Raw genomic sequence first — 14,227 nt, 5'->3', positions numbered from 1 at the left:
AATCACGCATTGCGAAACAATGGAGATCCGCATGACCACCACCCTTGGCCTCAACCCGTCACTGACGAAGCAACTTCCTGCATCGGAGCGGGTGGCCCCCGCAAAGAAGTGGACCAGCCCGCGCGTCGCCGAGATCGCGGTCGGCCTCGAAATCAACTCCTACGCCCGCGCCGAGCTCAGTTAGCACCGGCGATCAATCGCCGAGCTCTCACGGCGCATCAACGCCGGGTCGCCTCGGCGACTCGGCGGAGTCCCGAAACACTGGAAAAAGGAGAACCACATGTCTTCGACAGTCCATACAGGCCCGGCCGCACCACCACGAGACCGGACCTCTGAGTTGCAAAGATACCTCGCGTGGACGCCTGCGCTGCTGGGCGGCGTGATCGCCCTGCTCGGTTGCATTCTCGCGGGCGGCGGTGCTTACCTCGCCTCGCTCGGGGGCAGCCTCTACTACGTTGTGGCCGGCGCGATGCTGATCGCTGCGGGCCTGCTCATGATCAAGGGCAAGATCGCGGGCGTCTACGCCTACATCGGCGCGGTCGCCTTCACAGCCGTTTGGACGTTCTGGGAAGTGGGCTTGTCGGGCTGGGAGTTGATCCCGCGGCTCGTTGGTCCCTTTGTCCTTCTCATCCTCGCAATCCTGGTTGCTCCCCTGCTCGACCGGACCATTGGTCGACAGGCCCGGAAGTGGGGATTGATCGGCGCCGGCGGCTTCGCTGCTGCACTCGCCGTTCTTATCCCGATCTTCAATCAGCAGGCGGCACCGAACCAGCTTCCTGAGGCGCACGCAAACGCCCCCTTCGCGGATTCCGCCTATGCGCCCAAGAAGGGTGAGTGGAACGCCTATGGCGGCGGTCAGAGCGCACAGCGCTTTTCGGACCTTGCGCAGATCACGCCCGCGAATGCCAAGGACCTCAAGCGCGTATGGACCTTCCACACGGGCGACATTCCGAAGAAATACGGATCGGAATTGACGCCGCTCAAGATCGGCAATGCGATCTACGGCTGCACGCCGATGAACAAATTGTTCAAGCTGAATGCGGCGACCGGCCAGAAGGAGTGGATGTACGATCCCGAGGTTCCGGCGTCCTGGGTGCCCTACACGGCGGCCTGCCGCGGTGTGGCATACTATGAGAACCCCAAGGCCGCAGCCGGCGAGGCCTGCGCGGCACGCATCATCGAGGGAACTCTCGACATGCGCCTGATCGCTGTGGACGCCAAGACGGGCCAGCCGTGCCAGGATTTTGGCAAGAACGGCGCCGCCGATCTCAAGGTCGGACTTGCGCAGAAGGATAGCGCCAATGGCGCCATCACGCCCGTCGTTCCGGGTACAGCGGCCATCACTGGCGTCCCTGTCATCGTGCACGGGGTCGTCGTCACCGGGCATCAGGTGCTCGATGGTCAACGCCGCTGGGCAGCATCGGGCGTCATCCGCGGCTACGATGCTGTCACGGGTGAATTGCGCTTTGCCTGGGACATCAACCAGCCGGAGGTGACGAAGCTGCCGCCGGACGGCAAGCCCTACTCGTTGGGCACGCCGAACATGTGGACGACCGCCGTCGGCGACGAGAAGCTCGGACTCGTCTACCTCCCGATGGGTAATTCGGCGGGCGACTACTACACCTCGCTGCGCTCGGATGAGGAGAAGAAGTACAGCTCCGCACTGGTCGCGCTCGATGTGGAGACGGGCAAGCCGCGCTGGGTGTACCAGACCGTGCATAACGACGTGTGGGACTACGACCTCGGCTCCCAGCCGACCCTGGTCGAATTCCCCACCGCCGGCGGCAAGGTGCCAGCAGTGCTGCTGCCGACCAAGCAAGGCGACATGTTCGTGCTCGACCGCGCCACCGGCAAGCCGCTGCACCAGGTCGACGAAGTTGCCGTCCCGCAGGGCGGCGCCGAGCCCGACCAGCGCTCTCCAACGCAGCCGTTCTCGCGTTACCACACGCTGCGTAAGCCTGATCTGGTCGAGCACGACATGTGGGGCATCTCGCCGATCGACCAGATGATCTGCCGGATCAACTTCAAGCGTGCTCGCTATGAGGGCCCGTTCACTCCGCCGGAGATCGACCGTCACAACCTGGAATATCCCGGCTACAACGGCGGGTCGGACTGGGGCAGCGTCGCCGTCGATCCGCAGCGCGGGGTGATCATCGCGAACTACAACGACATGCCCAACTACGACAAGCTTGTCACTCGCAAGGACGCGGACGCGATGGGACTGTTCCCCGCCGGCGATCCGCGTGCGGCCGGAAGCGCCTCGAGCGCTGAAGGCGCCGGCGCGCAGACGGGCACGCCCTATGGCATCCTCGTCAATGCGGGCTGGCAGATGCCGACTGGCGTGCTCTGCACGCGGCCTCCTTACGGTGGCATCCGTGCGATCGATCTCGCCACCGGCAAGACGCTGTGGGATCGCCCGTTCGGTTCGGCTCGCCGCAATGGTCCGTTCGGAATGCCGACCTTCATTCCGCTCGAGATCGGCACGCCGAACAATGGCGGATCGGTCGTGACGGCAGGTGGTCTGATCTTCATCTCGGCAGCAACCGACGATCTGATCAAGGCGATCGACATCAAGACCGGTGAGATCGTCTGGAGCGACGTGCTCCCCGCCGGCGGCCAGGCAGCGCCGATCGTCTACGAGCAGGATGGCAAGGAGTACGTTGTCATCATGGCGGGCGGCCATCACTTCATGATGACGCCGGGCGGCGACTCGCTGATCGCGTACGCTCTGCCGGACAAAAAGTAAGAGTCTACGATTTCTGCAACGCGCGGCATCACCCGATGCCGCGCGTTGTGCTGTCTGGAGAGGGAAGAGAGAGCCATAGATCGAGCCGATCGATTCACGAGCAGACTCCCTCGCAACAATTTGGCGCGATTTGCTGCGCTTCACTCGCGCTCACAGCACATCCGGATCAAATAGTGCCAAACGCATGCAACGAAAGAGATCCAGATGACCGCAGTCGCCCTGAGAACAACGACCATTCCCGCCGTTACCTTGGCCGTGGCAATTGCGCTCGGCGCAATGTTCGCCTCGTCTGCAGCGCGCGCCGGCGAGTTTTGCAGCCTGGACGGTGATTTCACCAAAGACTGCGGCTTCAGCTCGATGGAGCAATGCCAGGCAACGCGTTCCGGCATCGGCGGATGGTGCCTCCTGAACCCATCGAACAGGGAGACCGGCATCACGGCAATCAATCGCAATGCCTACGCCTATGCACCCCGTTTAGTCCATCACGAGCGCTCCGGAAGAACGGCTACCCACAACAAGTAGGCAAAGCATTTCGATGCTCCGCACAGAAGGACGAGCCATGACGACAATCGAGGCAGCCAAATCGAAGAACTTATCGGGCCCCACCCGCTCCGGCCGACTGTTCGTACTCGAACTGAGCGGCGATCGCATTCACTCGATGAATCCCGATGGTTCCGACCGCAAGGTCATCGTTACCGATGGCTGCTACCCCGACGGCATCGTCGTGGATGCGCAGGCAGGTCACATCTATTGGACCAACATGGGCGTTCCCCCTCTCAACGACGGCTCGATCGAGCGCGCCGACCTCGACGGCGGGAATCGCAAGATCATCGTCCCGCAGGGCGGCACCCACACGCCGAAGCAGATCCACCTCGATAAGGAGAACGGCAAACTCTACTGGTGCGACCGCGAGGGCATGCGCGTGATGCGCGCCAATCTCGATGGCTCGCAGGTCGAAACGCTGGTCCAAACCGGCCACGGCGACGAGGATGCGCGCGATCAGAACCGGTGGTGCGTCGGGATCACCATCGATCCGAAGTTCAAGAAATTCTACTGGACGCAGAAGGGCCCCGACAATGGCGAGCAGGGCCGCATCTTACGCGCCAACATCGAGATCCCGAAGGGCGAGACCCCGACGAACCGTTCCGACATCGAGGTGCTGTTCGATCGTCTGCCGGAGCCGATCGACCTTGAGCTCGATGTGGCGAACCGTGTCCTCTACTGGACCGATCGTGGCGATCCACCGCGCGGCAACACCGTCAATCGTGCACCGGTCGACACAAAGGCAGCGCCGGAGATCGTGGTTACGCATTTGATGGAGGGCATCGGCATCGCCCTCGACGTGCCCGGCAACCGGATGTTCGTCACCGACTTCGCCGGCTCGGTTTATTCCGCCGACCTCGACGGCAAGAACGAGCGCAACTTCCTCTACGCCCAAGGCAATCTCACCGGCATCGCCTACGCCGAGGTTTGAAAACCGAGCAGGAGAATCAAATCATGTCGAACACCAAATCCGTTTGCCGCATTGCCATCATCGGCACCGGCGTGATCGGTGCGAGCTGGGCCTCGCTGTTCCTCGCGAAGGGATTGCAGGTTGTCGCAACCGACCCTGCACCAACCGCAGAGACCTCGCTCCGCAAGTTCGTGGAGGCGGCCTGGCCAGCTCTTACGCGATTGGGCCTGTCGCCCGGGGCATCGCAATCGAATCTCAAGTTCACGGCCGACCTCGCCCAGGCTGTCGCCAACGCGGACCTTGTTCAAGAAAACGGCCCGGAGCGGATCGAGTTCAAGCAGAAGCTCTATGGTCAGCTCGACGAGCTGCTGCCAGCCGACGTGATCATCGCATCGAGTTCGTCGGGGCTCACCATGAGCGAGATCCAGAAAGGTGCCGCGGCACATCCCGAGCGCTGCGTCATCGGCCACCCGTTTAATCCGCCGCATCTGATCCCGCTGGTCGAGATTGTCGGGGGAACCAAGACTTCCGAGGAGACGATCCGGCGCGCGACGGAGTTCTATGCATCGATCGGGCAGCGCCCGGTGCGCCTCAACAAGGAAATGCCGGGGCATGTCGCAAACCGCTTGCAGGCCGCGTTGGCACGTGAGGTTTATTATCTCGTTGCCGAGGGGATCGTGAGCGCCTCCGACGTTGACACCGCCCTCTCCTGGGGACCCGGCCTTCGCTGGGGCGTCATGGGCAACATGATGCTCAACCATCTCGGTGGCGGGCCCGGCGGTATCGAGCACTTCTTTCATCAATTCGCCGGCCCGACGACAGCTTGGTGGAAGACGCTCGGTGCGCCGGTGCTGACTCCGGAATTGCAAAAGAAGCTCATCGACAGCGTCCATGCCGAGGTCGGCTCGCGCACGATCGAGACGCTGGAGCAAGAGCGTGACGATGTTCTGCTCGGCCTGGTCGAATTGCGCAAGCGGTCGGAGACGGCCGCTCCGCACGAATCCGCGGCCAAGTAGCGATCGGCCGCAGGCAGCAATCTTCCCCAAACGCAGGAATACACACGATGAACATCGAGACGACCATTCAGGCAGCGGAAGAGCTCAAACCCGATCTGCTCACCGAGACGATTGTATCGAAGCTCGCCAATCCGGAGACCAGGTCGGATTTTGACTTTCACGGCGCAGTCAACGACGTCCTGAAGGACGTCGGAATGTCGACAGCGGATAGCGGCGGCAAATTCACCTTCTACGGTCGCGATCCCATCATTCCTACCCCATTTCGGTTTGGCACGATGGCGGCGATTGGTCTGGCTGCCAGGTCCACCGCCGTCGCGGCATTGTGGCGCGACCGGACCGGTGAGGGGCAGGATATCGCCGTCGATGTGCGCAAGGCGCTCCGGCGCTTCGCCGGTTTCTTCGATCTGAAATGGGAAACCATCAATGGACGTCCGCCGGCCTTCTTTGAGCCTCTAAACCCCTTCATCGATATCCCCATGTTTCGCGAAACCCGCGATGGGCGGCACGTCATACCCCTGAACATCTACCCAAGGCTCGCCGCCCGCGCACTTAATCTCCTCAAATGCAGTTCGAGCACCGACTCCGTGCGGAACGCCATTCTGCAGTGGCGTGCCCTGGACCTGGAGAACGCGGCGGCCGAGGCCGGCCTGCCTATCGTGATGGTGCGCACCTTCGATGAATTCCGGAGAGAGATTCAGTACGCCGAAGTGCTCTCCAGGATGTCGCTGATTTCGGTTGAGAAGATCGGTGACAGCGATCCGATCCCTTTCAAGAAGGATGGCAAGAGCCCGCTGGACGGCATTCGCGCAATCGGAATGGGGCATGTGATCGCCGGAGCCGGTATCGGCAGAGACCTCGCTCAACACGGCGCCGATGTACTCAACATTTGGCGGCCTGACGACACTGAGATCGAAGCCTTTGCCTGGGATGTGCAAGTCGGGATGCGCTCGACGATCCTGAACAATTCGAAAGAGGACCGGGTACAATTCGATCGACTGCTGAAGGATGCCGATGTCTTCTTCGCCAACAAGCGTCCGGGCTATCTGGAGCGCAATGGCCTCGACGCCGAAGAGCTCTGCGCGAAGAAGCCAGGCTTGATCCATGCGCGTGTCGTTCTCCATGGCGACAGAGGCCCCTGGAAGAACCGTGTCGGGTTCGACGAGATCGGCGGCGCCGTATCGGGGCTGTTCTGCATCGAGGGTACCCCCACAAATCCCAAGTCGCCTCCTATCATCCCGATTTGCGACAACGTGGTGGGCTGGCTTGGCACGGTCGGCATTCTGTCGGCGCTGCGCCGACGCGCGGTCGAGGGCGGCAGCTATCGGGTCACCGTTTCGCTGACCCGGACGCTACTGTGGCTGTATTCGCTCGGCATTTTCGACAAGGACTATGCACGAGCGACCGCCGGGTCCTCCGACGAGCATGCTGACGTCGCTCCCGATTTGTTCACGGCGGAGACGCCGCTCGGCACGTATCAGGGAATAACCGAGGCGATCCTGTCGCGGACACCCCCAGCATTCAGGACGGTGCTCGTGCCGCGCGGCTCGAGCAAACCCGAATGGCTGGAGCGTTGAGACGATAGAGGTCCAGCGACCTGTAAATGCATGGGGCTCCCATGAAAGACGTCTTGAGCGTGGTTGCGGTCCTCATGGCAGCCCTGTGCTTTGTTGTGTTTCTGATCGCGCTGAAGCCGGATGCGCACATTCCAGTTACAGCACAGGTCAAGCTCTCACTTTGCAAAAGGCCGGCTCCTGGTGCGCCAGGATGCGGTAGCGGAACTGAATACACGGAGCGTTGAAAGACCGTCGCGGACGTAAGTTGCAGACTCTCTCAATGACAAAGAGCACGAACGAGGTGAACTTGTGAGTACGATGTTAGCTGAGACCCGGGCTGAAAAGGCGACCGCCGTTGCCGAGCCGCACCGCCGTGAGCGCAAGCGCGTCGTCATCGTTGGCGGCGGCTTTGCAGGGATCGCAGCCGCGCGTGCGCTCCGGCGCGCCGATGTCGATGTCATCCTGATCGACCGCCGCAATCATCATATCTTTCAGCCGCTGCTCTACCAGGTGGCGACGGCGGTCCTCTCGCCCGCGGAGATCGCCGCGCCGATCCGTCAGCTCGAAGTGAAGCAGAAAAACCTCAGCGTGCTCCTCGCGGAGGTCACCGGCATCGATGTCGCCACCCGCACGATCGAGGCGTCTTCGCCCGGCGCGGGCGCTCTCAAGATCGCCTACGACTACCTGGTGGTCGCGACCGGCATGCGTCCGATCTACTTCGGGCACGACGAGTTCGCTCAATATGCGCCGGGCCTCAAGAACCTCAGTGACGCCGAGACGATCCGAGCCAAAATCCTCGGCGCGTTTGAACTGGCCGCAACGACTGAGGACGAGGCCGAACGCGCGCGTCAGATGACGTTCGTGCTGGTCGGCGCAGGCCCAACCGGTGTGGAACTCGCAGCATCCCTCGCGCAAATGGTGAAGGTCACGTTGCGCGGCAACTTCCGCTACATCGATCCGGCACAGGCGAACATCATTCTGCTTGACGCAGGCAAGCGGGTTCTGTCGACCTTTGCCGAGTCGCTGTCCCGCAGGGCAACCCGACGGCTCGAAAAGCTCGGCGTAAAGATCTTGACCGAAGTGAAAGTCGAGACCGTCGACGCGCAGGGCGTGGTCGCCGGCGGAAGCCGGATCCCCAGCGCCACGGTGCTCTGGACCGCAGGGGTTGCGGCATCGCCGATCCCAACGATGCTCGGCACCAAGACCGACCGCGCAGGGCGTGCGCTCGTTGATCCCTTCCTCAAGGTCGTGGAGGCGCCCGGCGTCTTCGTCGCCGGCGATGCGGCGGCGGTCATGAAAAAAAACGGACAGCCGGTGCCAGGCGTAGCGCAGGCGGCGATCCAGGAAGGACACTATATCGGGCGGCTGATTGCCGAGGAGCTGAAGGGAGGGAAGGTCAAGCGTCCGTTCAGCTATTTCGACAAGGGCAGTATGGCGGTCGTCGGCAAGAATTACGCCGTGCTGGAGCGCGGCTGGCTGCGCACGAGCGGGGCCCTGACGTGGCTGGTGTGGGCGTTCGTTCACGTCCTCGCCCTGCCGCAGTTGCAGAACCGTTGGCGCGTGCAGCACCAGTGGCTCTGGTCGTATTTCACTGGCCAGCGCAGCTCGCGATTGATCCCGGAGCCGCCGAGGGACGTTGCTCCCGCGCGGAACTCGCGTGAGGGCCACCAGCCGACATCGTAAGCGGCGCTACGCTTGCGGTCGATGATTAGGATCCCCGAGTTGATGGACAAAGCAGGTGCTCGATCACATTTTGAGATTTATGACGCTTGGCACGATCATAGTTAGCAGTATTGCCATCTACGCCGCGCTTCACACCAACAACAGGCGTGTAGGAGCCGACATTTTCCTCAAGTATTCCGACCGGATCTCCAACCTGAGGCGCACCCTCCCGATAGCTGCCTTCGTTGAAAGAGACGCACCTTGCAACCTGGACATGACGCCCGATGAGCGTCGAGCAGCACACGAAATCATCTACTCAATCTACGAGCTTTATGAGCTTAAAGTGCATGGCTTTCTTCCGTCGGCGATCTGGAAGATAAGAGAGCCCGATATTGAAAGGACTCTTTCTCTTCCGTTTTTTCGTCAAGAGTTAGCTGCCCTAGAGGGAAGATTTACCCGGCACCCACGCTTTGCGAGCTGGCTCGAACAGCTCAGGCGAGGATAGGCCGCTTACGAGCAATCAAATCTGAGGACTTCAGCGAGCAACGCCGGGCCGAATTGCATACGCTCGATCACAGTTGAGCATGTGCTCAGCATAGTTGCTCCGCTGCTTTTGAAGATTTTGCCGGAATTTGGCAGCGTTTACTCATGCATCTGAACCTCGCCAGCTATTTTGAGCGGGCCTGCATGCTGCAGACGGCTTTAGAGAGCCCCTCGGCTGCTCTCTCTACATTACCGAAACAAAAGAGGTTCAGCGATGCACTTCGATCCAGTCCTGTTATCACGCATCCAGTTCGCCTGGGTCGTCGCCTGGCACATCCTGCTGCCGGCGTTCACCGTGGGATGCGCGTCCTTCATCGCAGTCGTCGAGGGCTTGAGTTTCGCGACCGGACGCGAAGAATATGCCCGCATCTCGACATTCTGGACCAAGATCTTCGCCATCGCATTCGGCATGGGCGTTGTGAGCGGGCTCGTCATGCCGTTCCAGTTCGGCACCAATTGGAGCCGTTATGCGGCCGCCGTCGGCGACGTCCTGTCGCCGCTATTTGCATATGAGGGCTTGACTGCTTTCTTCCTGGAAGCCGGCTTCCTCGGCGTCCTCTTGTTCGGCCGCAAGCTGGTGCCGCCATGGGCGCACTTCTTCGCGGCCCTTATGGTGGCAATCGGGACGTTGTTTTCCACGTTCTGGATTTTGTCCGCCAACAGCTGGATGCAGACGCCAGCCGGCTACGAGATCGTCAATGGTCAGTTCATTCCGACAGACTGGATCAAGGTGATCTTCAATCCGTCATTTCCTTATCGGCTGGCGCATACCGCATTCGCATTCTTCACCACCACCGGCTTCGTCGTCCTCGGTGTCGGCGCATACCTGCTGAGGCGCAACCGCTCGGTTCGCGAAGCGCGCATCATGTTCTCGATGGCGCTGTGGGCGCTGACCTTGCTGGTGCCGATGCAGATGCTGATCGGCGATATGCACGGCCTCAACACCCGCAAATATCAGCCTGCAAAGCTGGCGGCCATCGAATCTCGCTGGGAGACCGGCAAGGGCGTGCCGCTGACGGTCTTTGCGATCCCCGATGACAAGGCCGAGCAGAACAAGTTCGCGATCGAAATTCCATTCCTCGGAAGCCTGATCCTGACTCACGAACTCCATGGCGAGGTGAAGGGTCTGAAGGACTTCCCCGCCGATCAGCGGCCGCCGGTGGCGATCCCCTTCTTCGCCTTCCGCGCGATGGTTGGATGCGCAGGGTTGATGCTGGGGCTCGTGCTGCTGGGCGGCTGGTTGCGGTGGCGCGGGCAGCTCTACGACACGCGGCTGTACCTGCTGGCATGTCAGTGCGCGCTTCCGCTCGGCTTCATCGCGGTCGTGGCCGGATGGTTCGTGACCGAGGTCGGCCGGCAGCCCTGGACGGTCTATGGGCTCTTGCGCACGGCAGCCTCGGTGTCGCCGTCCCTGACAAGCTCCGACGTGACGCTGTCGTTGCTGACCTACATGGCGGTCTACCTGCTGATCTATCCCTGCGGCGTCATGCTGATTGCCCGGCTCATTCGCAAGGGGCCGGTCGAGTTCAGTGAAACGGCTTCGGCCGTCGAGGCTGGCATTGCCTCCGCGCCGGTCCTCACCCCCGCCATCAACGTCGTCAAAGGAGAAGTGTAATGACCCAGATCCTCGATTTGGTCCCGATCTGGACAGTGATCCTGGCCGCGGCCGTGTTCTTCTACGTGCTGCTGGACGGCTTCGATCTCGGCGTCGGGATGCTCTATGGCCTGGCGGGCGACAAGCACTCCCGCAACACCATCATGAACTCGATTGCCCCCATCTGGGATGGCAACGAGACCTGGTTGGTGCTTGGCGGCCTTGGCCTCCTCGCCGCGTTTCCCAAGGCCTTCGCGGTCATCATACCGGCCGTGTATTTCCCGATCCTGGTCATGCTGCTTGGACTGGTGTTTCGCGGCGTTGCGTTCGAATTTCGCGTTCGCGACGCCGAGAACAAGACGGTCTGGGACCGCGCATTCTGCTACGGATCCGCGATCGCCACCTTCGCGCAAGGCGTCGTGCTTGGTGCATTCGTCCAGGGTTTTCCGGTTCAAAACGGGCAATTCGCGGGAACGTCCTTTGCGTTTCTCACGCCCTTCTCCGTTCTGACCGGCGTCGCTCTGATGTTCGGCTACGGCCTTCTCGGCGCCGGCTGGCTGATCCTGAAGACCGAGGGTGACGTCCAGGCCGCGGCACGTCGTTACGGCCGCGTCTGCCTCATCGGTGCCGTGTCTGCGATCGCCATCGTGAGCGTCTGGACACCGATCATGAGCCCCGCGGTGGCGGCGCGCTGGTTCAGCTTGCCCAATTTCGTGCTGTTCCTGCCGGTGCCGGTGCTGTCAGGCGTGGTTGCGCTCTGGACTTGGCGATCCCTCAACAGCAAGGCTGAGGCCGCGCCATTCTTCAGTGCGATCGGGCTCTTCGTCCTGACTTACATCGGCATGGCCGTCAGCCTCTATCCGATGATCGTGCCCTACCAACTGACGCTGTGGGAGGCAGCCTCCTCGCCGCGCACCCAGGCATTCCTGCTGGTCGGAACGCTATTCCTGCTACCCGTCATCCTGACCTATTCGAGCTGGTCGTATTGGGTGTTCCGCGGAAAGGTCAAGGCCGAAGCGGGGTATCACTGATCGGCTCTCGTCAACGTTGGCGAGGTCAAGTGATGACGACGACGAAACATGCAAAACGCTTCGCGTCGTCATCGCGTTATTCCATGAGCCAAACTGCCCTGACGCAGACGCCGCATCCCGCAACCTGGGCGCTCCCACGATCCCGGATGCCAGAAGGCGCAATTGCAATGATCATCTGCTCCTGCAATGTCCTCAGCGATCATGATGTTAGAGACGGCGCTGACGACGCCTTCCATCTGGTGATCCCGTCGATGCACGGCTACGGCTTCTCCGGCAAGCTGCCGAATGCATTGTCCTCGCCCTGCCCGGGAAGACGTATGTGCCGACATTCTCCGTGCGCCGTCGCTCAAGATATTCGACGTCATTGGCCCATCCAGCAGCTCGCGGATCAGCGTCACGCGGTCAGTCTCGCGCCAAGCGCAACCGAATCGCCCCCCGAAGTCGTCCACCAAGAGGTAAGTGTCTCGCTCGGGATTGTGGGCACACTGGATGGGGTACGCATGACAAGAGGCTCGCCGGGATTTCGAGTCCGAGCCGGGTTCGATTCGGGTCGGGGCGATTGTCGAAACCGGAAGGGCATTGGGGCATGCCTGCTGCCGGGGTTTCTATCGGCAAATACCGCGCGTCATCCTGCTGGTATTTGTGCTGGTATCGGCAGCAATCGACGACAAAACTGTTTTCAAATCCAAATGGTTATGGCTCTAGGCAATTATCGGCCAGGGCACCACGGAAAAAATCTTAATGATAACAATAACTTAAGCCGCTGGTTCGATTCCGGATTTCCCCGGAAAACTGTCGCGACGGATTGAAAATCCAAACATAAGCCCACTGCAGCGGTCCAATCTGCTGGTATTTTTGCTGGTATCGCCAAGCCAAACGCGCCGCGGCGAATTTCGCTATTCCGAACGACGGAATCGAGCAGATGGCCCGTAAGAATGATGGCGCCGTGGGTGCCAACCCACAGCAGATCTCACTCATCTCGACTGCCGCCGCGCGACCGAAATTCGACATGAGCGACGGACCGCCGGCGCTTTTCGACTCGCGCACGAAGCTGATGCCACATTGGGTTGATCGGAACTGTTTCGATCCCAAGAAGTCGATGCCGACAAGGTAGGCGCGCAGGCTTGAGTCTCCTAACATCAGGCTGGTTGAGCTTGTCCAATTCAATCCGCGGCAAGCTCAGGTGATAGTCGTCGAACGCTCGTGCATGACGTGCCGGAGAGCGGATCGATTTCGCAGCGCTTTTGCAACGCGTTGCGCTTGGCCACCTGAGTAAACCGCCGCGCGTACATACACCGTGACCAAGAGATCGTCCGCGCTCCTCGTGCGAGTAAGCAATCTCTCCTTCCCCCGGTTTGAGATGGTCCATCAGTGGCTCGCGGATGCTCCAAGTCCATGAGATCCTTAGAGACGCACTGATCCCACGATCCCATGACGGTTGCTAGCGAAGCTTGGCGCGAGAAACCGCGCAGCGTCACGCAGTCCGATCTCGTGCAAATCCTTTCGAAGGAAACACCTACGCGCTCTGGAAGGATACCTTCGCGTGGGTCTTATTCCGCGCGGGATGAATGCGTCTCGATTGCCCCGGCAGAATGCTCGCCGCTGATCGTGGCCGGGCCGAAGACAAGGCTTTCGGCCGGCGCGGCCAACGCAAGACCGTTTGCTTTGCATTGGCTGTAAAGGAGGTTGATGACTTCGTTGCGGGCCGCCGTCCACCCGGCGGGACTCTCCACACGGAACAACAACTCGACTTCAATCGCGGCTGCGTCAATCGAATTCAGGGCGACAATCGGCGACGGGTCCTGGACGATCCGCGTGCAGCCTTCCAGCACGGACCGCATAACTTGCTCGACGAAGTTTGGCGTCGTGGTGGCAATGCGTACGGTCAACGTGATCTGGTGCGTCTCGTCGGGGCGGCTGAGATTGGTGACACCCTGTCTTGCCAGGATGCTGTTCGGCACAACGACGACATTGTACCCTCCGGTGAGCAGATTGGTGGAGCGCCAATTGGTCTCAACGACGCGACCTTCCGTGCCGTCCTTCAACTGGATCCAGTCGCCTATGGCATAGGCCCTCCCCAGCGTCAGCGCGATCCCTGAGAAGACATCGCCGAGGGTATTTTGCAGCGCGAGGCCGAAAATGATCGCGACAACGCCCGAGGTCGCGACCAGCGTGCCGACCGGGACACCAAACACAAAGCCAATGATCGACAGCGCGACACCGAGATAGATGACACCGACGGCCATGTCCTGGATCAGATGCGCTTCCCGTGGCCGGCGATTGAGCAACATATAGATGTGGACCAGGCCAATAATGGCCCATGCGAGATGGGTCCACCACAGGATCCTGGCCGATATGGAGAGCAACGCGCCGAAACCCCGCAAGTGAGCGCCATCGACGCGGTGCGGAGAGATGCCGCCTTGATAGAGCACGAGGCTCGTGCCGACAAAGAACAGAATCTGGGCGATCAGTCGGCCTGTCGGACGGTTGCTCCCCTGAACATGCCAAACGACGATACCGGCGATTCCGAGGATATTGGTCAGAACAAGCGGCATCACATGATCTTCGTTTAACATAGTTGGGACTCAGCAATGGCGGTCGGTTGCGACCGACGGAAAGGCTCTACGCT

The 14,227-nt window shown here is 61.1% G+C and carries 13 protein-coding genes; 12 read left to right on the top strand and 1 reads right to left on the bottom strand.

The features are described 5' to 3' along the window. The first annotated feature begins 31 nt into the window (after window positions 1-31). The 12 genes from pqqA (at window position 32) to ACVIW0_RS04790 (ending at window position 12,712) form a co-directional block, all read left to right on the top strand. A complete protein-coding gene (gene pqqA / locus ACVIW0_RS04845; protein ID WP_461351299.1) occupies window positions 32-184 on the top strand; it encodes a pyrroloquinoline quinone precursor peptide PqqA in 153 nt (50 codons plus the stop codon). A 153-nt stretch (window positions 185-337) separates the two neighbouring features. Next, complete coding sequence (locus ACVIW0_RS04840; RefSeq protein ID WP_461351298.1) at window positions 338-2,746, top strand: membrane-bound PQQ-dependent dehydrogenase, glucose/quinate/shikimate family; 2,409 nt, start codon at window positions 338-340, stop codon at window positions 2,744-2,746. 204 nt (window positions 2,747-2,950) lie between these two features. Further along, window positions 2,951-3,268, top strand: a complete 318-nt coding sequence (locus ACVIW0_RS04835) for a DUF3551 domain-containing protein (protein WP_139861803.1) — start codon at window positions 2,951-2,953, stop codon at window positions 3,266-3,268. A 37-nt stretch (window positions 3,269-3,305) separates the two neighbouring features. Continuing rightward, entirely contained in the window at window positions 3,306-4,220 is a 915-nt protein-coding gene (locus ACVIW0_RS04830; protein ID WP_461351297.1) for an SMP-30/gluconolactonase/LRE family protein, read from the top strand. A gap of 23 nt (window positions 4,221-4,243) precedes the next feature. Further along, entirely contained in the window at window positions 4,244-5,215 is a 972-nt protein-coding gene (locus tag ACVIW0_RS04825; protein ID WP_461351296.1) for a 3-hydroxyacyl-CoA dehydrogenase NAD-binding domain-containing protein, read from the top strand. A 47-nt stretch (window positions 5,216-5,262) separates the two neighbouring features. After that, window positions 5,263-6,789 carry a CoA transferase gene (locus ACVIW0_RS04820; RefSeq protein ID WP_461351295.1) on the top strand — a complete coding sequence of 509 codons (1,527 nt, stop codon included), beginning with the start codon at window positions 5,263-5,265 and terminating at the stop codon, window positions 6,787-6,789. Between the two features lie 297 nt (window positions 6,790-7,086). Further along, window positions 7,087-8,451, top strand: a complete 1,365-nt coding sequence (locus ACVIW0_RS04815) for an NAD(P)/FAD-dependent oxidoreductase (protein ID WP_461351294.1) — start codon at window positions 7,087-7,089, stop codon at window positions 8,449-8,451. Between the two features lie 55 nt (window positions 8,452-8,506). Next, window positions 8,507-8,935 carry a hypothetical protein gene (locus ACVIW0_RS04810; protein WP_461351293.1) on the top strand — a complete coding sequence of 143 codons (429 nt, stop codon included), beginning with the start codon at window positions 8,507-8,509 and terminating at the stop codon, window positions 8,933-8,935. 252 nt (window positions 8,936-9,187) lie between these two features. Beyond that, window positions 9,188-10,588, top strand: a complete 1,401-nt coding sequence (locus ACVIW0_RS04805) for a cytochrome ubiquinol oxidase subunit I (RefSeq protein WP_461351292.1) — start codon at window positions 9,188-9,190, stop codon at window positions 10,586-10,588. Beyond that, a complete protein-coding gene (gene cydB, locus ACVIW0_RS04800) occupies window positions 10,588-11,598 on the top strand; it encodes a cytochrome d ubiquinol oxidase subunit II (RefSeq protein WP_461351291.1) in 1,011 nt (336 codons plus the stop codon). The genes ACVIW0_RS04805 and cydB overlap by 1 nt, the downstream gene beginning before the upstream one ends. A 32-nt stretch (window positions 11,599-11,630) precedes the next feature. Further along, the gene (locus tag ACVIW0_RS04795; protein WP_461351290.1) at window positions 11,631-12,407 is read left to right on the top strand and encodes a hypothetical protein; all 777 of its coding nucleotides are present in this window, start codon (window positions 11,631-11,633) and stop codon (window positions 12,405-12,407) included. Window positions 12,408-12,520: 113 nt separating this feature from the next. Then, complete coding sequence (locus tag ACVIW0_RS04790; protein ID WP_461351289.1) at window positions 12,521-12,712, top strand: hypothetical protein; 192 nt, start codon at window positions 12,521-12,523, stop codon at window positions 12,710-12,712. 436 nt (window positions 12,713-13,148) lie between these two features. Here the strand turns inward: ACVIW0_RS04790 and ACVIW0_RS04785 are convergent, their stop codons facing one another. Further along, window positions 13,149-14,174, bottom strand: a complete 1,026-nt coding sequence (locus ACVIW0_RS04785) for a mechanosensitive ion channel family protein (protein WP_461351288.1) — start codon at window positions 14,172-14,174, stop codon at window positions 13,149-13,151. Window positions 14,175-14,227 lie beyond the last annotated feature (53 nt).

Source organism: Bradyrhizobium sp. USDA 4454 (assembly GCF_054822705.1).
The sequence above is the reverse complement of the archived record's forward strand: the minus strand, read 5'-3'. Positions and strand labels throughout refer to the sequence as shown.